This is a genomic window from Arthrobacter sp. UYCu723, from assembly GCF_054059215.1.
The window spans coordinates 4,334,774-4,355,157 of the sequence record NZ_JBSSBW010000001.1 but is presented as its reverse complement, the minus strand read 5'-3'; the positions used below and the strand labels follow the sequence as shown (position 1 = coordinate 4,355,157).

Genomic DNA, 20,384 nt, shown 5'->3' with positions numbered 1-20,384 from the left:
TGAGAGGGCCAGGCCCCGCTGTCCCGAATGCAGCTGCCGGAGATGCCCCACACGAACGGTGAATGATGGACGGTTGGGACCAGAGCGGCCCCGTTCCATCTTGCGTGCAGCTGCGAGCGCCCCATCGCGTGTCGCCTGCCGGCAGGCCAGTCGCTTCCCTGCATGCAGCGGACGGAGAAGTCCTCGGATCGGGTCTTCACAGTGTGGCCAGGAGTCCGGACGCCCGTTCCAGCGCGCCCGGCACCAGGGAGTAGTAGGCCCAGGTGCCGCGCTTTTCACGGTGAAGCAACCCCGCCTCGACCAAAATCTTGAGATGGTGGGACACCGTCGGCTGGCCCAGATCCAAGGGCTCGGTGAGGTCGCATACGCATGCCTCCCCGGACTCGCCGGCCTTGACGATGGAAAGCAGGCGCAGGCGGTTCGGGTCGGCCAGTGCCTTGAAAACCAGAGCTCTCCGCTGGGCTTCTTCTGCGCTCATTGCCCGTGTGTCCGAGGGCGCGCAGCACGAAGGGTCGGCCAGCGGCTCGAGAGCTTGCAGAGAATTCATGAACCCATTATGCACACAGATTGACATTCATCGATATAGGTGATGATACTTCACATATCGACATTCATCAATCTTGACTGAAGCACAGGAGCACCGTGAGTACCCAGACTCAATCAACGCCGCCCGCCACCGGAGAGGCTGCCGTGATCGGCAAACTCTCCGCCCTGGACCGGTTCCTCCCGGTCTGGATCGTGGCGGCCATGCTGCTGGGACTGGCCTTGGGCAGCCTGATCCCCGGTCTGAACACCGCGCTGGAAGCGGTGAAGATCGGCGAAGTCTCCCTGCCCATCGCTATCGGCTTGCTGGTGATGATGTACCCGGTGCTGGCCAAAGTCCGCTATGACCAGGCGCACCGGGCCATCGCGGACCGCAAACTCATGATCACCTCGCTGGTCCTGAACTGGGTCCTGGCCCCGGCTTTCATGTTCGCACTGGCCTGGATCTTCATCCCTGACCTCCCGGAGTACCGCACGGGGCTGATCATCGTGGGCCTGGCCCGTTGTATTGCGATGGTGCTGATCTGGAACGACCTCGCCTGCGGCGACCGCGAAGCAGCGGCGGTGCTCGTGGCCATCAACTCCGTCTTCCAGGTCATTGCGTTCGGCGCCCTCGGCTGGTTCTACCTCCAGCTCCTGCCTTCGATGCTGGGCCTGCCGACCACCAGCGCGGACTTCTCCTTCTGGGCTATCACGCTCTCCGTGCTCATCTTCTTGGGCATCCCGCTGTTGGCAGGCTTCCTCACCCGGACCATCGGCGAAAAGGCCAAGGGCCGCGACTGGTACGAAGGCGCGCTCCTTCCGAAGCTCGGGCCGTGGGCGCTGTACGGCCTGCTTTTCACCATCACGCTGCTGTTCGCACTCCAGGGCGGCAGCATCACGGCCCGGCCGCTGGACGTCGCCCGGATCACCCTGCCCCTGCTGGTGTACTTCCTGGTGGTGTTCAGCGCCGGTATGCTGATCGGAAAATGGCTGGACCTTGGCTACGCCAAAACCACCACGCTTGCCTTCACCGCGGCGGGCAACAACTTCGAACTGGCCATCGCCGTGGCGATCGGAACCTTCGGGGTCACCTCCGGTCAGGCGCTGGCCGGCGTCGTCGGACCCCTGATCGAAGTCCCCGCCCTGGTTGCCCTTGTCTACGCGGCACTGTGGGCCCGCAAACGCTACTTCACCGCCGTCCCCGCTGCCCTCTGATCACCACTACACCCCCAGGAGAACATCATGACCACCGAAACGACGAAGAAGCCGTCCGTCCTGTTCGCCTGCGTGCACAACGCGGGACGCTCCCAGATGGCCGCCGCGTTCCTCACCACCCTCGGCGAAGGCCGCATCGAGGTCCGCTCCGCTGGCTCCCAGCCCGCGGACAAGATCAACCCCGCCGCCGTCGAGGCCATGGCCGAACTCGGCATCGACATGTCCGCGGAGATCCCCAAGGTCCTGACCACGGAAGCCGTGAAGGAATCCGACGTTGTCATCACGATGGGCTGCGGCGATGAGTGCCCGTACTTCCCCGGCAAGCGCTACGAGGACTGGGTGCTCGAGGATCCCGCAGGCCAGGGCGTGGACGCGGTCCGACCGATCCGCGACGAGATCAGGACCCGCATCGAGGGCCTGATCAATTCCCTCGCCCCCTCCGACAAGTAACCACCACGGACCAGGAGAGTTCCATGAGCACTGAACAACTGATCATCATCGGGTCCGGCCCCGCCGGCTACACCGCGGCTATCTACGCCGCCCGGGCGGGGCTGAAGCCTCTGGTCCTGGCCGGCTCCGTCACGGCCGGCGGCGCCCTGATGAACACCACCGAGGTGGAAAACTTCCCCGGCTTCCCCTCCGGGATCCAGGGGCCCGAGCTCATGGACGGCCTGCAGCAGCAGGCAGAAAAGTTCGGCGCGCAGGTGGTGTTCGACGACGCCACTGAAGTCACGCTGACCGGGCACCTGAAGCGTGTGGTCACCGGCGCCGGCGAGACCCATGAGGCGCCGGCCGTCATTCTGGCCACCGGCTCCGCCTACAAGGAACTGGGCCTGCCGGAGGAGAAGAAGTTCAGCGGCCACGGCGTCTCCTGGTGCGCCACCTGCGACGGCTTCTTCTTCCGCGACCAGGACATCATCGTCGTCGGCGGCGGCGACTCCGCCATGGAGGAAGCCACCTTCCTGACCCGCTTCGGGAAAACCGTGACCGTGGTGGTCCGCAAGGGCGAACTTCGGGCTTCCCGGATCATGGCTCAGCGCGCCAAGGACAACCCGAAGATCCGCTTCGCGTGGAACTCGGCCATCACCGCGATCCACGGCGACGCCAAGGTGACCGGCGTGACCCTGAAGGACACCGTCACCGGCCAGACCCGCGAGCAGGCCGCCACCGGCCTCTTCGTAGCCATCGGGCATGTGCCGCGCACCGAACTCGTGGCCGGCCAGGTGGAGCTGGACGCCGAGGGCTACATCCAGGTGGACTCGCCCGCCACGGTCACCAACCTCTCCGGCGTGTTCGCCTGCGGCGACGCCGTGGACCACCGGTACCGCCAGGCCATCACCGCCGCCGGCACCGGCTGCGCCGCCGCGCTCGACGCTGAACGCTACCTCGCCGCGTTAGATGATGCGGACAGCATTGCCACCGCGCTGGTGGAGGAACCCACCCACGCCTGACTTCGAACGGAGAGGGGGTGAGCTGAATGAATACAGGATGCTGCGGCGACGGTTGCTGCGACGACGATCAGGACTGCTGCTGACACCCTCCCGCCTGCCGGCCCCACAGGGACCGGCAGGCGCGTCCAAACAGAACCGCCACACGTACGGATGAAACAGAGGACACCTTGGATTCAGCGAAGAACCTTCCCGTTGCCGTGATCGGCGCCGGCCCGGTGGGCCTGGCCGCCGCGGCCCACCTGATCGAACGCGGCCTGGAACCGCTGATCTTTGAGGCAGGCCCGACGGCGGGCGCTGCCATCGAGCAGTGGCGCCACATCCGGCTGTTCTCACCGTGGCGGTACAACATCGATGCCGCCGCCGTCCGCCTGCTCGAAGCCGACGGATGGAAAGCGCCCCGGCCCACGGCCCTTCCCTACGGCGGGGAACTCATCGACAATTACCTGGCCCCGCTGGCCGCAATTCCGGCCATCAGTTCCCGGCTGCAGACCGGCGCCAGGGTTGTCTCCGTGACTCGCGCCGGCATGGACAAGACCCACACCCGCAACCGCGAGACCACACCGTTCGTCGTCCGGGTCGAGCACGAGGGCGGCGAAACCCGCGACCACACGGTTGCAAGTGTCATTGATGCCTCCGGCACCTGGTCCACCCGCAACCCGCTGGGCACCTCGGGCCTGCCCGCCATCGGCGAAGGCGCCGCCGCGGAGCGGATATCCTCGCCTCTTCCCGACGTCACAGGCCGGGACCGCACGTCACTCGCAGGACGCCGCGTACTGGTCGTTGGCGCCGGCCACTCCGCAGCCAACACCCTGATCAGCCTCGCGGACCTCGCCAAGGACGCCCCGGACACCCGGATCCTGTGGGCCGTCCGTGGCGCCTCCGCGGAGAAGGTCTACGGCGGCGGCGACGCCGACGGGCTGCCCGCCCGCGGCCAGCTCGGCTCCCGCCTGCGCCGCCTCGTCGAGGCAGGCACCATCGAACTGCACACCGGCTTCGGCATCAGCTCGCTGAAATCCCTCGACTCGCAGGTGACCATCGAAGCCGTGGACGGCCGGACCCTGGAGGCCGACATCGTTGTCCCCTGCACCGGCTTCCGGCCGGACCTGAAGATCCTGCGCGAACTCCGCCTCAACCTCGATCCCGCCGTCGAAGCACCCCGGGAACTGGGCCCGCTGATCGACCCCGAATTCCACTCCTGCGGCACCGTCCCCCCGCACGGCGCGAAGCTGCTGGCCCACCCGGACAAGGACTTCTACATTGTGGGCATGAAGTCCTACGGCCGGGCACCGACCTTCCTGCTCGCTACCGGCTACGAACAAGTCCGCTCCGTCGTGGCCGCCCTGGCCGGGGACCGTGCCGCCGCTGACACCGTCCAGCTTGAACTCCCTGAGACCGGAGTCTGCTCCAGCGACGCCGGTACTAGCTGCGACGTTCCTGCGGCAGCCGTCGTCGCGTCCGAGTCTTCGTGCTGTGGCACTCCGGAGCCCGTGCTGGTCGGCCTCCCCACTGGGCTGTCCCATGGCCGCTCCCGCGAGTACTAAGCCTGTGTTCCACTAACCACACGCCTTGAGCACTGATGACTGAATCCGGCGAAAATGACCGGAGCGAAAGTCCTCGACAGGGTCAGGACCCTGGCCGCTTCACACCGTCACGGTTCACTCGGCAGGGACCGGACCCGGTAAATCGCTGAACCCCCAGTTTGTAGAGTCCCTGGCCGAACTCGGCATCGACATCACCGGCGAGCACCCCAAGCCGTCACCGACGAAGTGCTGGACGCAGTCGACGTCGTCATCGTCCTGGGGAACGATGCAAAACTCGAGTCCCGCGAGGGCACGTGGTTCGAAGTCTGGGACACGGACGAGCCCTCCACGCGCGGCATCGAAGGCACGGAGCGCATGCGCCTGGTCAGGGATGACCTCAAGGCCCGTGTCCAGAAGCTGTATACGGAGCTGACCAGGAACTAAGCCCCCACTTCGGGACTCTCCGACCCCGGCTCTGCGCCGCCATCATGGACCGTCCAACGTTCGGCGGGATCACCCTCGAAACCGGCACCGTGTGCTACCGCCCCCATATCCGGACGCACCACCAGCCGGACTGAATCGGCTTCCAAGCGTCCCGGAACCGTTGTGGATCAGGGACGAAGTGGATTAGCATAAGACGTGCACACGTAAGCACCTATTGATGCATTCTGATGGTTCCGAGGAGTCCCGTTGATTGAAGTCTTGGCCGTTCCGGCATACCGGAAGCTTTTTTCGGCCCAGATCGTTGCACTGCTGGGCACCGGCCTGTTGACGGTGGCACTGGGACTGCTGGCCTTTGACCTGGCCGGCGGTCAGGCTGGGGCCGTTCTGGGGACCGCGCTGACGGTCAAGATGCTCGCCTACGTGTTCGTTGCCCCGCTGATGGCGGCCGTGGTCGAGCGGCTGCCGAAGAAAGCTGTACTTGTCGGAGCGGACCTGATCCGCGCGGGTATCGCACTGATGCTGCCGATGGTGGACCAGAGCTGGCAAATCTATGTCCTGGTTTTCGTGCTGCAGAGTGCTTCGGCAACTTTCACTCCGGCGTTCCAGGCACTGATCCCCGTGGTGCTGCCTGCAGAACGGCACTACACGCGGGCACTCTCACTCTCGCGGCTGGCCTACGACCTGGAATCCCTGGTCAGCCCGGCGCTGGCGGCGGCGCTCCTGACGGTGCTGTCCTTCCATGAGCTGTTCCTCGGGACCGTGGCCGGTTTCCTGTTCTCAGCCGCTCTGGTGATCACGACCAGACTGCCCGCAGCCCCTGCGGCCCGGCAGGAAGGGACGCTGTGGCACCGGACCACCCTGGGCTCCCGGATCTTCGTGAAAACACCTGAGCTGCGCGGGCTGATGGCCCTGAACGTGGCCGTCGCCGCAGCCACGGCACTGGTGCTGGTGAATACTGTCGTCTACGCCCGAGACCTGTTCGGCGGGTCCAACGCCGACGTCGCGATCGCTCTGGCCTGCTACGGCGCCGGATCCATGGCCGTGGCCCTCACGGCACCCGGAATCCTGGACCGGCTACCGGACCGGGTCTTCATGAGGGCAGGGGCAGTGCTGCTTTCGCTCGGGCTCGCCGGGGCGTTCGCGCTGCTCGCCGTTCCCGGGACCTGGCCGGTCCTGCTGGGACTGTGGGTGCTGCTCGGCGTCGGGACCTCTATGATCGACACACCCTCGGCGCGGCTGCTGCGCCGCGCCGCGACCGACAGTACCCGGTCCTACATTTTCACCGCCCAGTTCTCTCTCTCCCATGCCTGTTTCATCGTCACCTATCCCGTCGCTGGCTGGATCGGAGCGTCTGCCGGCCAGCCCGCGGCCGCCGCCGTGCTGGCCGTGGTGGCTACAATCAGTACAGCAGCGGCCTTCAAGTTCTGGCCCGCGGCCTCCAGTTCCGGCTCCGTGCCGGCGAGCATGAAAGGGTAAGCCGGTGGAAAACGCACAGCACATCCCGGCCGCCAGCCTCCACCACCCGGATGCCCCGGACGCCCGCCGTCTGGACGCGGCCACGGCCACGTTCCGGATGCTCTCGGACACGACACGGCTGCAGATCCTCTGGCTCCTGGCCCAGGAGCCCTCGGACGTGGGCTCCCTGGTGGAGCGGACCGGAGCCTCCCGGACCTCGGTCAGCCAGCATCTGGCCAAGCTGCGCTTCAGCGGACTCGTCACCACCCGTAAAAACAGCCGGCACGTTGTCTACAGCATCTCTGACGGTCACCTGACCCGCCTCGTCATGGAAGGCCTGAACCACGCGGACCACAAAGTCACCGGTGAGCCCGCCCATGACTGACCCTCGGGCCCGAAACTCCTTGGGGCACCCCCCAGAAGAAGCCACGGCGTGAACTGGTGGGATGCGGCGATCGCGGTCGCGGGTGGGGTCGTCCTCATCTATGCCGTACTGCTGGTTCTATTGGCCCTGTACGCCCGCCGTCACCCGGAAACGGTGGGCATGAAGGAAGCGCTGCTGCTGCTGCCGGACCTGCTGACCCTGCTGCGCCGGCTGGCCGCGGATCGGACCCTGCCGCGCGGGATCCGGGTCCGCCTGGTCCTGCTGCTGGTCTACCTTGCCTCGCCCATTGATCTGGTCCCGGACTTTCTTCCGGTCATCGGATACGCCGATGACGTCGTCATCGTGGCCCTGGTTCTTCGCTCGGTCATCCGTAAGGCGGGCAACGGACCATTGGAACAGCACTGGCCCGGGACACCCGCCGGCCTCGCGCTGATCCAACGCCTGGCCGGGACTGCGACAACCACCCCATGAGTGGCCCACGGCTCACCAGCACCCTGGCATGTCCGGCCTGCGGCAGCCAGTAATTACGGGACATGCCGACAGACGTGGCGTCTACCCACCGGTGCCGCCTGCGGTGGGACCGCAACCGCGGCCCGGGAACTGCTGCGTCTTCTGCTCCTGCGGAGACACTCGGTGCTCGCCGATGAAGTCTCTGGCCAGCTTGTAGGTTCCGGGGCTCCGGTCAGCGACGTGCGTAGAAAGCGTCGAGCCGTAGACGGCCACCTTGCCGTCACTGACGGGTTGCCGGCGCCATCTGTGACGTTGACGGTACTGAGGTTCAGGTTCTTGGGATCGGCTGGCGGCGCCGACGGCGCCAGGGACACAGTTTGGGGCCCTTATCGCGACCGCGTCCGGGGCCGGGCCGGTGGACGACAGGGAGTCAGGCGTGTCCGCTCATAGGTGCTTTTCCGGAGCCGCGCCGGTCAAGCTCACCGTCTGCCCTCCGGGCACGGAACCGCACCCCTGGCAGCAGCCGACGGCGGAGCTCGGCTCCGGGCGGGATTTTCCGGCGCCGGTCGCCTCAACGGTGTGCGGGACGGTGCAGCAGACATCGCCGCGCCATGCGCTGATGCCTTCACGGGCGGCGACCACGGCGATGACCAAGCCTGCCCCGGCGTCGGCCCACCACCAACCTAGCGTGCTGTTGAGGACCAGGCCGATAAGGAGGACCGCGGAGAGGTAGGTACACAAAAGGGTCTGCTTGGAGTCGGCAACCGCGGTCTTGGAACCGAGTTCCCGGCCGGCACGGCGCTGCAGCCAGGACAGGACGGGCATGATGGCCAGGCTCAGTGCCGCAATCACGATGCCCGGGGTGGAGTGCTGGGCTTCGCCGCCCCCGGTCAGCGACCGGATGGCATCGGCGGCTACGAACGCTGCCAGGGCGAAAAAGGAGACCGCGATGATCCGTAGGGTCAGGTGCTCACGCCGCTCAGGATCCTTGGCCGAAAACTGCCAGGACAATGCGAGGGCGGAAGCCACCTCGATCACTGAATCCAGTCCGAACCCGATCAGTGCCGAAGAGTCCGCGACGCCGCCGGCCCAGAGAGCCACGATGGCTTCAATGACGTTGTAGGTGATGGTCGCCACGGCGAACAACCGGATCCTGCGGCTCAGAACCGCGCGTCGGGCGGGCGTCGGTGCGAGCTGGCGCGCGGTCATGCCAGGCACGTCCCGTCCGGTGCGCAGCAGGACGGATCCACCGCGAGCACAACGCCGATCAGGTCCCCGATCGCATGGCCCAGCCGGGCATCCGCGAGCTCATACCGGCTCCGACGCCCGTCCGGAACAGCCACCACGAGGCCGCAGCCGCGAAGACACGTCAGATGGTTGGAGATGCTCTGCCGCGACACTTCAAGAAAATCCGCAAGGTCGGACGGGTACGCGGGCGCATCCGCGAGGGCCAAAAGGATGCGCGCGCGGGTGGGGTCAGAGACGGCGTAGCCGAACCGTGCCAGCACAGGCGCGTGGGTGAGGGCTTCCATGCCTTCAAAGTACATGGTCGGATGTATCCATGCAATTCTGTACTCTCAGGACGCGGCCGGTCACCGCCTGTCTATCAACATTCACGGTCCGAGGCAGGCAGGGCACTTGCGTTCCTGAGCTACCAAAATGGAATGGCGATGGTCAGGGCGCCGGAGGTCACCGGATGCGAAGAATCCGGTGATGTCCATCGGTTCAGTCCGCGTCGGAGGGCCGGAACGTGGCCCCGCCGTCGGTGGAAACCACCAGGCCGGTGGAGGTGGCGGCCCAGATCCAGGGGTTCCCGTCCGCGCCTTCGGTTGCGGCGACGGCCTGGACCTCCCCGGTGACTTGACCCTTCCGGGCCCACGTGGCGCCACTGTCAGCGGAGTAGTGAACCACGCCGTCGGGTGCGACGCCGACGGCTTCCTTGGCGCTGGCGAAGGCGGCGAACTGGATCACCGGGGAGGATTTGTCCAGCGTCCAGGTGGCGCCGCCGTCGGTCGAGCGCTGCACGCCGTCCCGGGTGGTGGCGAGAACGGTGTCGCTGTAGGGGCTCCCGGCCAGAACTGCCGGGATGAACCCTGTGGCGACGGTTTTCCAGGTCCTACCCGTCGGTGCTGGTGCGCAGGGTCCCGTCGAAGGCCACGATCCCGGACTTCGTCGTCGTGAGCGCATGGAAGTCGGATTCGTTCTGCCGGGAGAGCTGTTCCCAGGATTTGCCGCCGTCGCTGGTTTTGATCAGCCCGAGCGGGTTGGGCAGCGAAGAGTCTTTGCCCGGGTGGCCGGAGGCGTAGAAGACCCCTTCGTCCATGGCGGCGGTGAAGCCCATCAAGTCGTTAGTGGGGCCGATTTTGACGGCTGGGTTTTTGGACACGTCGAACAGGCCATCGTGCGTGGCCAAGAGCACGCGGCCGGTTTCGCCGTTGACGCTGAGGCCATGGATATGCGCACTGGGAAGACCGTTGCTGGCGCTTTGGCGTGGGGCAGGGTCGGCCGGGACCGAGGCCGGAATGCAGGCAGACAAGCTCAGGACAAGGCCGGCGGCCGCGGTGAGGGCGGCAATTCGCGGACGCGGGAAGGATGGGAAGGGCATGGATAACTCCAGGTATCGGGGCGGAAGGAAAGGGTGGGACGGCACCGGCCCGCAGAGGACCGGTGCCGCTGGCCGCAGGCCGCAGGCTACAGGGCGCCCAGCAGGTCCTGCATTTCCCGGATTTCCGCTTGCTGGGAAATCACGATGTTCTTGCTGAGTGCGACGGCATCGGTGTTCTGCCCTCCGGCTTCCTCTGACTTGGCCATCATCACGGCCCCCTGATGGTGGGCGATCATCTGGGTCAGGAATAACCTGGCCGCTACGGCGCCCTGCGCCGACTGGAGCTTGCCCATGTCATCGGCGCCCATCATCCCGGACATGCTGTGGCCGGCGGACACCTGCGCCGATTCGTTCCAGGTCTTGAGCCAGCCGGTCATGGTGCTGATCTCAGGGGCCTGTTCCGCTTTGATCCTGGTGGCCAGGGCAGCCACCTTCGGGTCGATGCCCTGTTTGGTGAGCATCAGCTCGCTCATCTCCACCGCCTGGGTGTGGTGGGGGATCATTCCTTGGACGAACATCGTGTCGGCTGCGTTGTGGTCCCCGGCAGCAACCGGGGCGGAGCTCGGGGACATTCCGGTGCTGTCGTGGTTCATACCGGGCGTGCTACCGCCGCTGGAATCGGTGGAGCCGGCGGAGCATCCGGCCAGGGCAATCGCGGCGGCGATGGCTGCGGTGGAGAGGGTTAGAATTTTTTTCATGGGAATCGGGGTCCTTCAATCATCAACCGGCGCCGGGCGCCGTGGCTGGTGACGCGCATGACTATGAAGTCGGCGGAGACGCGTCAGGGTAAGGGCTTGTGCGCCGGGCAGGACACGGCGCAGCTCAGCCGTTTACGTCCGGCTGATGCAGAGTTGGCCCGGTGAAGGACTTTCCGGAAGGTAGGAGTATGTGGCGGCCGGGGTCGGCGCGTCGGCATCGTTGTGGGCCGCAAAAGGGGTGCTGCCGGGCAGCGGCGCTGCCAGCGATGTGTTGCCGGAGGACGGGATGCAGGACGCATCCATGGCGGACATTGCCGCGCACCCGCCCGGGTGAGCGCACGACGGCCCGGGCATCGACGTCGTGTCCGGTGCTGGTGGACTGTCCGCGGCCGAGACGGCCCCGGCGGCATGGGCTGTGTGTCCCGTCGCTGGTGGCTGCATCACCTGCATCATGTCCGCGGCCGGGGCGGCGGGGGAATTATGCATGCTGTGGGAACCGGTGATGATGTGCATCCCAAGAATCCCGGCGATGACGGCCAGCATTCCGGCCAGCAGGGCCGTCCGGAGGAGGAAGGCCATGGCACGCCCGGACAGGGTTGCGGTCATGGTGTTCCTCCTTTCCTGCGGAGCATGTTCGTTCAAGAGTACCGGCCCGGGATGCTCCGGGTGTCTGCCGGGTTCACTGGACCTGCGAAGGGTTCAGTTTCAGCCGGCGCAGCAGCTGCGCGTTCAGGGCAACAACGATCGTGGAGACGGACATCAGCACGGCACCCGCAGCGGGGGACAGCACGACGCCGGCGAAGGCCAGCACTCCGGCGGCCAGTGGGACGGAGATGATGTTGTAGCCCGTGGCCCAGATCAGGTTCTGCCACATTTTCCGGTAGCTGGCCCGCGACAGGTCCAGCATGGACAGCACGGCCCGCGGGTCGTTTCCGGCCAGGACGACACCGGCGGATTCCATCGCCACGTCGGTGCCGGCGCCGATTGCGATGCCGACTTCGGCCCTGGCCAGGGCGGGGGAGTCGTTGACGCCGTCACCGACCATGGCCACCTTCAGGCCGCGTCTCTGCAGCTCGGCGACCTTCTTGTCCTTGTCCGCCGGCAGGACCTCGGCGAACACCTCGTCGATGTTGAGGTCTTCGGCCACGGCGCGGGCGACCTGTTTGGCGTCGCCGGTGATCATGGCCACCTTGATGCCGCGCTTCTGCAGGGCGGCGACGGCCTGGCCGGACTCCGGGCGTACCGCGTCCTCGAGGCTCACGGCACCGAGGATCCGGTGCCCGTCAATGATGTGCAGGACGGCTGCGCCGCGGTCCAGCCAGGCCTTTGTGGTCGCGGCCAGTGCCGGCGGTTCTTCTGTTCCGAGGTCACGGAGCATCGCGGGTCCGCCGACCTGTAAGGTTCTGCCGTCGACCGTGGCGCGGACGCCGCGGCCAGTCAGCGATGTGAAGCCGCCGGCCGGCGGAATGGTCAGGCCCTGCTCCCGGGCCGCCCGGACGATGGCGCGGGCCACCGGGTGTTCGCTGTCCGCTTCGACGGCTGCTGCCAGCGCCAGGAGTTCGTCCCGGTCCACACCCTCGGCGCCTGCGACGTCCTTGAGTTCGGGTTCGCCCTTGGTGAGGGTCCCGGTCTTGTCGAAGAGCACGACGTCGATGGTCCGCATGCGCTCCAGGGCCATCCGGTTCTTGATCAGCACACCGGCCCGGGCTGCCTGTTCCGTGGAGATGGCAATCACCAGCGGGATGGCCAGGCCCAGGGCATGCGGGCAGGCGATCACGAGCACGGTGACGGTCCGGGTGACGGCGTCTGGGACGCTGCCCAGCAGCGACCAGACGATGAACGTGATGACTCCCGCGCCGGCGGCGAAGTAGAACAGGAACGCGGCCGCCCGGTCGGCCAGGGCCTGGGCCCTGGAGGACGAGGCCTGCGCTTCGGCGACCAGGCGCTGGATCCCGGCGAGGGCGGTGTCTTCCCCGACGGCGGTGACCTGGACGCGGACGGTGTTGTCCGTCGCGACCGTTCCGGCGATGACCCGGTCGCCGGGTGAGCGGAGCACAGTCTTGGATTCACCGGTGATCATCGATTCATCGAACTCCGCCTGCCCGTCGACAACCGTGCCGTCGGCTGGCATCCGGGACCCGGAGCGGACCAGCACCGTGTCCCCTGCCACGAGCTCGCTGACTTTGACCGTTTCCGTGCCCGCACCGGATATCCGCTCCGCCTCGTCTGGCAACAGGGCGGCCAGAGCGTCGAGGGCCCCTCGGGCGGAGCCGAGGGCGCGCATCTCGATCCAGTGCCCCAGCAGCATGATCGCCACCAACAGGGCCAGTTCCCACCAGAAGTCCAGGTCAAAACCGCCGATCCGGAGGCTCGTGACCCAGGATGCGACGAAAGCGACACTGATCGCCATGGCGATCAGCAGCATCATCGCCGGTTTCCTGCTCTTCAGCTCGTCCAGGCCACCTCTGAGGAAGGGCTGCCCGCCGTGAAGGAAGATGATGGTGCCCAGGACCGGAGGGATCCAGGCCGAGCCGGGGAATACCGGGGGCATGTAGCCGAGCAGATGCCCGAACATCGGGCTGAAGTAGACCACCGGTACGGACAGGGCCAGCGTCAGCCAGAACCTGTTTTTGAACATTGCGGTGCTGTGCCGGGCGTGCTGGCCGTGGGTGTGAACCATGTGATCGTCGTCGCCCCCGGCGCCGTGGGCATGGCCGGCGTGGGGGTCTGGTGCATTTGCTATTGCGGACCCGCTGCGGGGGGCGCTTGGCGCGTTCTGCTGGGCGGCCGGTCCGTTGTGGTGGTTGTTGTCCATTGGTGCGCTCCTTGGGAAATTCCTCCGGTGACCGGTGACCGGTGACCGGCCTGTCATTATGTGTGCCGCGGGACTACCTGCTGGCCGCGACGCTGTACCCGGCGAAGGTTACAGCGTCCCGGACCGCTTCGACGCTGGCTGTTCCGGCTACCGTCAGGCGGGACGTCCCGCCGGCAACGAGCTCGACGGTCGCGGATTCCACCCCGTCAACTAAGGTGGCGGCTTTTTCAACGGTCTGAACGCAGTGCGCGCAGGCGAGGCCCTCGAGCGAGTACTCGAAGCCCTCGACGAGGGACGCCGGGTGTGTCCGGGCGCCGGTCGAACAGCAGCTGCAGCCGGACGTGTTCGGGGCGGTGAGGGGAAGTTCGGTCCGGCAGTTGTATCGCACATGTCAGTCTTCCTTTATGAGAAGGAGCTATGGGGTGCTGGGGTTGAACGGCTGTGACGGCTCGATGAACTACTGGGCCTGGACAAACCACTTCACTGACAACACCACCAACATACCCCTAGGGGGTATTTCGTGCAAGCATGGTGCCGTGGGAGGCCCGTTCCAACAGGCCGTCGGCGTCACGCCTCCGGTCTGACATCTGCTCTGGCGCGCGCCGGCAGGGGAGACGAGAATGGGCTCGTGCTCCCTCCTCGCCCCGGCGGGGACGGCGACGCGATGAACGCCGCCGCCCGAAAGATTCAGCGCATCTATCTCACGTTGACGCTGGGCAATACCCTTGCGGCCTCGTTCATCTGGGGGATCAACACCCTCTTCCTGCTGGATGCCGGACTCAGTAACCTCGAGGCGTTTGCCGCGAACGCCTTCTTCACGGCCGGTATGGTGCTGTTCGAGGTGCCCACCGGGGTGGTTGCCGACAGTTGGGGGCGGCGCGTATCGTTCCTGCTCGGCACCGTGACCCTCGCCGTATCCACCTACCTCTACTACCTGCTCTGGCAGTTTTCCGCCCCGTTCTGGTGGTGGGCAGTGGTGTCGGTCCTGCTCGGCCTGGGCTTCACCTTCTTCTCTGGAGCGGTCGAGGCCTGGCTCGTGGATGCGTTGCGCTTCGCGGGGTATGAAGGCGGGATGGAGACGGTGCTGGGGCGGGGCCAGATGGTGTCCGGCGTCGCGATGCTTGCCGGCTCTGCGGCCGGCGGCGTGATCGCGCAGGCCACCAACCTGGGCGTGCCGTTTCTGCTGCGCGTGGGTGTGCTGCTGGCCATGTTCGCGGTGGCCTTTGGGCTCATGCGCGACGTCGGATTCACCCCCGAACGCTCGACCCATCCTCTTCAGGCGACCCGAGCGGTGCTCGCCGCCTCGATCGAGAACGGCTTGAAGAATCCGCCCGTTCGTTACGTGATGCTGGCCGCGCCGTTCAGCGCCGGCGTCGTGATCTATGTGTTTTACGCTCTGCAGCCGTACCTGCTTGATCTTTTCGGGGATCCTCACGCGTATTCCGTCGCGGGCCTGGCGGCGGCAATCGTGGCCGGAGCGCAGGTGCTCGGCGGCTGGATGGCACCCCGCGTCCGGCGCCTCGTCCGCAGACGCACCACCGTGTTGATCCTGAGCAGCATCATGGGCGCAGTGGTCCTGGTGGTGCTCGGGTTCACCCAGGTGTTCTGGGTGGCCCTGGTGCTTTTGGCGCTCTGGGCATTGGTATCGTCGGCGGGAATCCCGGTCCGGCAGGCGTACTTGAACGACATGATCGCCTCGAAGCAACGGGCAACAGTGCTCAGCTTCGATTCACTCATGGGCTCAAGCGGTGGCGTGGTAGTGCAGCCGCTGCTCGGTCGGGCGGCCGATGTGTACAGTTACCCGGCCTCGCTGGCGATCGGCGGCGTGATTGAGTTGATCGCGGTGCCTTTCCTGCTGGCGAGCCGCCGGCAACGCCACCAGGCCGATCAGGCCAACGCCCCGACCAGCACCTCGGACGCCGAATCCCAGCCGTAGTAGACGATGTCGTCACCCGTTGACGGGTGATGGCCTGCCGACTTCCGCAAGCGGCGTGAAAAAGATTCTTCGGCCACCCATCCGTGACACGGATCACAACGAACCTTCAGTGTCACCATTGTGAGCACGCCCATAGCCAGCGGTTTGGGCTGGCTCTTCTGGCTGGCGACCCGGCGGGAGCACCCTCCGGATGTCATGGTCTCAAAAACGCACTCATGACAGGAGCACACCCATGTTCGACCAGAAATTCATCACCGATGCAATGAGCCGCAGCGCGGAAGACCCGATGGACCGGCGTCTGTTGTTCCGGGCCGCAGGGATCGCGGGGATCGGCGGCGCTGCGGCTTTGCTCGCCAGTTCGCCGGCCCAGGCATCATCCGAATCGGAAAAATCCGGCCACGGACCCAGCGACGGGGCCATCTTGAACTTCGCCCTCAACCTGGAATACCTCGAGGCGGAGTTCTACCTGCGTGCCGTCACGGGCCGGGGCCTGAGCGACGGGCTCACGGACGGCAAGGGACGCAAGGGCGGCGTCACTGGCGGCGCGCAGGTCCCGTTCAAGTCCGGCAGCCTGATCGAAAAATACGCCAAGGAAATAGCCGCCGACGAGGAATCCCACGTCAAGTTCCTCCGCACCGCGCTGGGCAAAGCCGCGGTTTCCCGGCCCCAGATTGATCTGGAAGCTAGCTTCACCGCCGCGGCAAAGGCCGCCGGCCTGATCAAGGCAGGCCAGACATTCAACCCTTTCGCCGATGAAACCAGCTTCCTCCTGGGCGCCTTCATCTTCGAGGACGTCGGTGTCACCGCCTACAAAGGAGCCGCCCCGCTGATCGACAACAAAACCTACCTCGAAGCCGCCGCCGGCATCCTGGCCGTCGAGGCCTACCACGCCGGCATCATCAGAACCACCCTCTACGCCCGCGACCTGCAGATGCCCGCCCAGGCCATCTCCGATGCCCGGGACAGCCTCGACGGATCCGCCGACCTCGACCAGGGAATCGGCACCAAAGGCACCGCCAACCTCGTGCCCACCGACGGGAACGGCATCGCCTTCAGCCGCAGCGCCGGACAGGTCCTCAACATCGCCTACCTCACCCCCAAGGCAGTACGCGAAGGCGGGTTCTTCCCCAAGGGCGTCAACGGCGACATCAACACCAGCGCCGCCAACTCATAACACCACGCCAACCGCAGAGAGGGCGCGGGTCCACGGGAGCCGCACCCTCTCTTGCAGCGTGGACATTGTCCACACCTGGGGCTTCGAACCGATTGTGGACCCATATGGGCCATGCCGCAGTCCCAGCTAAACGCTTGTTCGCGGCCGAGCGAACGGTTCATCCCGAACCCTGATGAGCGTATCGTCGAATCCATCGGCACGTGGGTGGCCCGTAATGGGGGCTCGCGCACCTGTGGACAATAAGAGGGGCGTTTCGGTGGCTCAGTTCGTTGAAGGAATCCTTAACGTCCCGCCGCTCCTTGCCTACGTGTTCGTAGTGACCCTGGTCTTGCCGAAGATGCACTGTTCGTCGGTTTTCTTCTGCCAGGAGAAACAGCGGCCGTTCTGGGCGGGGTTGTTGCCAGCCGCGGCAACGTGCAGCTGTGGCTCATGATCGTGCTGGTCGTTTTGGCCGCGGTCCTGGGGGATTCGGTCGGTTACGAAGTTGGCAAGCATCTCGGCCCACGATTCCTTGATCTCGGGGTCTTCCGGAAGAGGCGAACGAAGCTGGAGGAGGCACAGGACTTTCTCCGCCGCAAAGGCGGCGCCGCCGTCTTCCTCGGACGCTTCGTAGCGTTCTTCCGTGCCCCCGTCATGCCTGCCTTAGCGGGCTCAGCACACATGCCGTACCGGCGGTTTCTGGCCTTCAACGTCGCTGGGGGCGCCACCTGGGGTGCAGGTTTCGTCCTCCTGGGCTTCCTGGCGGGCAACTCCTATGACACCGTCGCCAAGGCTGCCGGGCGCGATATCGCCGCCATCGCCGGAGCTGTCACGGTGGTCGGCCTCATCATCTGGAGGGTCGGGACGGCCCGCAGAGAGCCCCGCCGCCGGGAAGCGTCGAACGCCGAATGACACTTACGGACGGCGGTGCCTTGTCGGCGTCTGAGTTGCAATTCCGTTCTGACGAGGCGGACGTGACCCGAAGGGCCGATTGGCTACCAGGTGAGGTCCTGTGCCTTGATCTCGTAGTGGCCGTCACGTTGGGTGAAGGTCGCCAGGTACCCTCGTTTGACCCCGTTGACAACCATCTGGCAATCGGTATGCGTGGCAACCTTGATATCGGGAAAGTTCTTGCACTCCACGGCGGAAATAGTTACTTCGGGTGTCTTAGGCCGCGCTCGGGCCAAGATTCGGTCTGCCAGGAATTTGCCACTGGTCTGGGGGTCAAATACGACTAAGGACGGCGGGCTGGTGGCCGTGACGGTGGCCGTGGCTATCGGCGTGGCGGTCGTGGAAGCGCATCCTGTGAGTATCAGGAGTCCAACAAGGGACGAACCCAGACCACCTCTCATCCAGGGCCCCGCGGGCCGATTCTCGCCGACGCCCCGGCGCCAAATGGCATGAATGTTAATCCTTGGACGGTGAATATGATCGGTGGCCATGAAAATGTCCCCTCAAACAGTTGCCCTGACCGGACCGCGGGTTTCAGAGCTGAGTTGGAACCCTCGTGGACCCGATGCCCCTTCCCAGATGGTGCCCTCCTGAGCTTGGGGAATCCTTGGCTGCAGGCGAAGGCCGATCGCCGGACGTATTGCCTTTGCGATAGGCGGAGCTGTGGTCCGCAGCCCGAGGGTGGCCGGTCACCTAAAGATCCTCGACGACCTCCGCGACGACGGCGAGACGTTCTCCCGCAAGTCCGTCGCCAAGCCATGCGCAGGCTCGGCCTGGTCCGTATCTGCCTGAAGCGGTGGAAGACGACCACGGTCATCGACCATGCCGACGCCCACCACCAGGCCAGCGAGGTGAAACGGCAGTGGGGCACTCGCGGCACCGGCGAGACCGCCCGTATTCCGTGCAGCGCCCCGGTTCATCGAGGGCGGCGACGCAAGCAAAGCTGGAGCCGCTCATCACTGCCTCTTGACAAACGAACCTACATATCAGTCATCGGGCGGCCACGGCGGAAGCGTCGTCGTCGGGATACTGTCTGGCACTCGTGCCGGGGGGACATTCGCTTCCCGCGGAGTGGGTATGTACTGCTCGCGATCCCAGAGGTGTTGCAACAAGACCGTCTCCGGTTCCCAGGGATGCTCTTTGACACGCCGCCGCAGACGGGCCCGGAGCTCTTCCAGTTGAGGCCCGGTACTGTTGAGGAGGCTGTCTATGATTTCAAGTACCTGTAGCCGCAGGGACGTGCCTGCATACTCGTCGGACCCGGTCTCAGGGGACGGTGACGGCGGCGCCGCACCGTTGCCACAGGCGGGGAGCGGGCCGGGTTCGCGGGACGCGTCTTCCCCCCGGATCATGTCGCTTCTCCGTGTCCCCGCGAACGGCCGGCGGTCCGAGCGGTAGACAACGGCGCCCCTGCGACCGCTGTTCGTGCTCCGTTCATCGAGAATCACCGGTCTCCTATCCGGGCCAGGACGTCAGGGGCGCGTGCCCGACCAGACAAAATTGACGGTCGCTGTCCAGCCGGGCCGGAAGCCAGAGCGTGAACCTGTTTCCGCCCCTGGGCGCAGAATGCACATGGACACTTCCCGCGTGCGCCTCAGCGATTGCCTTGACGATCGGCAACCCGAGACGCTGTCTCCCGCTCACGGAGTTCGGACTGGAGACCGCGAACCGTTCAAATATTCGCTGATGCTCCTCGGCAGGAATCCCCGAACCAGTGTCAGAGACAAACAGTTCCAATCCTCCGATCAGGGCAGACGCACGCCCTGCGGCAGACGGGCTGTTGCGCATCGCTGCGGCGGGCGGATCAGCCCAGACGCCGCCGAGCGAGATCACGTCTAGTTCAGAGGTGGATTGCACGGCATTGGCGGCGAGCTGATCGACTGCCTGGGCCAAGCGCTCGGGATCGGCAAGGACCCAGCCGCCCGGCTTGACGCTGAGGATCCAGCGCCGGCGGCCCAGGCTGCTGGCCCGCTGCATGGCGTCATGCAGGAATTGATCTACGTCGATCCATTCGGCGTGGATGAAGTCCGGGCGTCCGCTTCCGGCCAGAACCTGGAAGCCGCTGACCAGGAGCTGCATGCGGTCCAGCTCCTTGAGGACCAGATGTCGCGTTCGCGCGACGTAGGCGACGTCGCCGCCGTCGTGGGCACTGAGTAGCTCGATGTGCCTTCTGACGACAGCAACGGGAATCCCCAGCTGATGACTGGCATCGTCGAGAATTTGGCGGATGTCGGCGCCGCCACGTTCGAGCCGATCGATCATAACGTTGAAGCTGGCGGCGAGCATGGCTACGTCGTCGTCAGCGGAGGAAGGCAACGGGACTCGTTGACCACAATCAGCGAGCGACAGACGTTCTGCGGCGTATCGGAGACTCCGGAGGGGGCGGAGCAGCCGAGCTACAACCACATACGCAACGAGGCTTGCCGCAAGGAGGGCCAGGAGGGAAATGGCGCCGTACGCGCCGAGCGACTGTAGGATCTCGCCCCGTTGAAGACCGGCGTCGCCCCTCGCTAGGACCGGGCCTCCTGGGCCGGACGTGGCGAGCTCGCCGGTGGAGACGGCGAGCCGCACGGCCCGGTCGTCCACGGTGAACGGCTCTCGGTTGGCGCGGTTGTCCAGCAGCCCCAACTGGACGGCGTGGGTGGCGACCCCGGAGACCAGCATTCCGGAGGCCATGAGGGTTACCAGGGTTGTCACCATGCGCGCCTTGACGGACCCTAGCGCACCTTTGAGTGCACCAGGCCACGCACCGGCAGTTTGCCTGGCGCCGGGGTCCCGGGG

Annotated in this window: 21 protein-coding genes and 1 pseudogene; 12 read left to right on the top strand and 10 right to left on the bottom strand. The window is 66.0% G+C overall.

What is annotated here, in order from left to right:
• Nucleotides 1–196: 196 nt before the first annotated feature.
• Nucleotides 197–547, bottom strand: coding sequence for an ArsR/SmtB family transcription factor (locus tag ACVWZ8_RS20315; RefSeq protein WP_426977412.1), 351 nt, complete (start codon nt 545–547; stop codon nt 197–199).
• A 95-nt stretch (nt 548–642) separates the two neighbouring features.
• On the opposite strand from ACVWZ8_RS20315, the gene arsB reads away from it, so the two are divergent.
• From arsB to ACVWZ8_RS20275, 8 genes and pseudogenes are all read left to right on the top strand, one after another.
• Entirely contained in the window at nt 643–1,740 is a 1,098-nt protein-coding gene (arsB, locus tag ACVWZ8_RS20310) for an ACR3 family arsenite efflux transporter (protein WP_456505643.1), read from the top strand.
• Between the two features lie 27 nt (nt 1,741–1,767).
• Nucleotides 1,768–2,190, top strand: a complete 423-nt coding sequence (locus ACVWZ8_RS20305; protein ID WP_456505642.1) for an arsenate reductase ArsC — start codon at nt 1,768–1,770, stop codon at nt 2,188–2,190.
• Nucleotides 2,191–2,213: 23 nt separating this feature from the next.
• Nucleotides 2,214–3,191, top strand: a complete 978-nt coding sequence (gene trxB, locus ACVWZ8_RS20300; RefSeq protein ID WP_426977418.1) for a thioredoxin-disulfide reductase — start codon at nt 2,214–2,216, stop codon at nt 3,189–3,191.
• Between the two features lie 167 nt (nt 3,192–3,358).
• Nucleotides 3,359–4,732: an FAD-dependent oxidoreductase gene (locus ACVWZ8_RS20295; RefSeq protein WP_456505641.1), complete on the top strand. Its 1,374-nt coding sequence runs from the start codon at nt 3,359–3,361 to the stop codon at nt 4,730–4,732.
• Between the two features lie 106 nt (nt 4,733–4,838).
• Nucleotides 4,839–5,155: pseudogene (locus ACVWZ8_RS20290) on the top strand (arsenate-mycothiol transferase ArsC); the annotation flags it as partial.
• A 246-nt stretch (nt 5,156–5,401) separates the two neighbouring features.
• Nucleotides 5,402–6,631: an MFS transporter gene (locus tag ACVWZ8_RS20285; protein ID WP_426977422.1), complete on the top strand. Its 1,230-nt coding sequence runs from the start codon at nt 5,402–5,404 to the stop codon at nt 6,629–6,631.
• A 4-nt stretch (nt 6,632–6,635) separates the two neighbouring features.
• The gene (locus tag ACVWZ8_RS20280; RefSeq protein ID WP_426977424.1) at nt 6,636–6,995 is read left to right on the top strand and encodes an ArsR/SmtB family transcription factor; all 360 of its coding nucleotides are present in this window, start codon (nt 6,636–6,638) and stop codon (nt 6,993–6,995) included.
• A 48-nt stretch (nt 6,996–7,043) separates the two neighbouring features.
• The gene (locus ACVWZ8_RS20275; RefSeq protein WP_426977426.1) at nt 7,044–7,466 is read left to right on the top strand and encodes a YkvA family protein; all 423 of its coding nucleotides are present in this window, start codon (nt 7,044–7,046) and stop codon (nt 7,464–7,466) included.
• Between the two features lie 423 nt (nt 7,467–7,889).
• Here ACVWZ8_RS20275 and ACVWZ8_RS20270 read toward each other — a convergent pair whose 3' ends face one another.
• The 8 genes from ACVWZ8_RS20270 to ACVWZ8_RS20235 form a co-directional block, all read right to left on the bottom strand.
• Nucleotides 7,890–8,654: a cation transporter gene (locus tag ACVWZ8_RS20270; RefSeq protein WP_426977428.1), complete on the bottom strand. Its 765-nt coding sequence runs from the start codon at nt 8,652–8,654 to the stop codon at nt 7,890–7,892.
• Nucleotides 8,651–8,977, bottom strand: a complete 327-nt coding sequence (locus ACVWZ8_RS20265) for an ArsR/SmtB family transcription factor (RefSeq protein WP_426979892.1) — start codon at nt 8,975–8,977, stop codon at nt 8,651–8,653. The genes ACVWZ8_RS20270 and ACVWZ8_RS20265 overlap by 4 nt, the downstream gene beginning before the upstream one ends.
• A 193-nt stretch (nt 8,978–9,170) precedes the next feature.
• Complete coding sequence (locus ACVWZ8_RS20260) at nt 9,171–9,470, bottom strand: WD40/YVTN/BNR-like repeat-containing protein (RefSeq protein ID WP_456505640.1); 300 nt, start codon at nt 9,468–9,470, stop codon at nt 9,171–9,173.
• Between the two features lie 91 nt (nt 9,471–9,561).
• Nucleotides 9,562–10,050, bottom strand: coding sequence for a WD40/YVTN/BNR-like repeat-containing protein (locus ACVWZ8_RS20255; protein WP_456505639.1), 489 nt, complete (start codon nt 10,048–10,050; stop codon nt 9,562–9,564).
• A gap of 86 nt (nt 10,051–10,136) precedes the next feature.
• Nucleotides 10,137–10,748 (bottom strand): DUF305 domain-containing protein, encoded by a 612-nt coding sequence (locus ACVWZ8_RS20250; protein WP_456505638.1) that lies wholly within the window; start codon nt 10,746–10,748, stop codon nt 10,137–10,139.
• 132 nt (nt 10,749–10,880) lie between these two features.
• Nucleotides 10,881–11,354, bottom strand: coding sequence for a hypothetical protein (locus ACVWZ8_RS20245; protein WP_456505637.1), 474 nt, complete (start codon nt 11,352–11,354; stop codon nt 10,881–10,883).
• A gap of 73 nt (nt 11,355–11,427) precedes the next feature.
• Nucleotides 11,428–13,563 (bottom strand): copper-translocating P-type ATPase, encoded by a 2,136-nt coding sequence (locus ACVWZ8_RS20240; protein ID WP_456505636.1) that lies wholly within the window; start codon nt 13,561–13,563, stop codon nt 11,428–11,430.
• A gap of 73 nt (nt 13,564–13,636) precedes the next feature.
• Nucleotides 13,637–13,951 (bottom strand): heavy-metal-associated domain-containing protein, encoded by a 315-nt coding sequence (locus ACVWZ8_RS20235; RefSeq protein WP_456505635.1) that lies wholly within the window; start codon nt 13,949–13,951, stop codon nt 13,637–13,639.
• A 276-nt stretch (nt 13,952–14,227) separates the two neighbouring features.
• Between ACVWZ8_RS20235 and ACVWZ8_RS20230 the strand changes: the two genes are divergently transcribed.
• The 4 genes from ACVWZ8_RS20230 (at nt 14,228) to ACVWZ8_RS20215 (ending at nt 18,395) form a co-directional block, all read left to right on the top strand.
• The gene (locus ACVWZ8_RS20230; RefSeq protein ID WP_426977438.1) at nt 14,228–15,499 is read left to right on the top strand and encodes an MFS transporter; all 1,272 of its coding nucleotides are present in this window, start codon (nt 14,228–14,230) and stop codon (nt 15,497–15,499) included.
• Between the two features lie 232 nt (nt 15,500–15,731).
• On the top strand, nt 15,732–16,673 hold the full coding sequence (locus ACVWZ8_RS20225) for a ferritin-like domain-containing protein (protein ID WP_456505634.1): 942 nt from the start codon (nt 15,732–15,734) through the stop codon (nt 16,671–16,673).
• Between the two features lie 414 nt (nt 16,674–17,087).
• The gene (locus ACVWZ8_RS20220; RefSeq protein WP_456505633.1) at nt 17,088–17,564 is read left to right on the top strand and encodes a DedA family protein; all 477 of its coding nucleotides are present in this window, start codon (nt 17,088–17,090) and stop codon (nt 17,562–17,564) included.
• A 702-nt stretch (nt 17,565–18,266) separates the two neighbouring features.
• Nucleotides 18,267–18,395, top strand: a complete 129-nt coding sequence (locus ACVWZ8_RS20215; RefSeq protein WP_456505632.1) for a hypothetical protein — start codon at nt 18,267–18,269, stop codon at nt 18,393–18,395.
• Nucleotides 18,396–19,058: 663 nt separating this feature from the next.
• Here the strand turns inward: ACVWZ8_RS20215 and ACVWZ8_RS20210 are convergent.
• Nucleotides 19,059–20,300: a sensor histidine kinase gene (locus ACVWZ8_RS20210; protein WP_456505631.1), complete on the bottom strand. Its 1,242-nt coding sequence runs from the start codon at nt 20,298–20,300 to the stop codon at nt 19,059–19,061.
• Nucleotides 20,301–20,384: the final 84 nt, after the last annotated feature.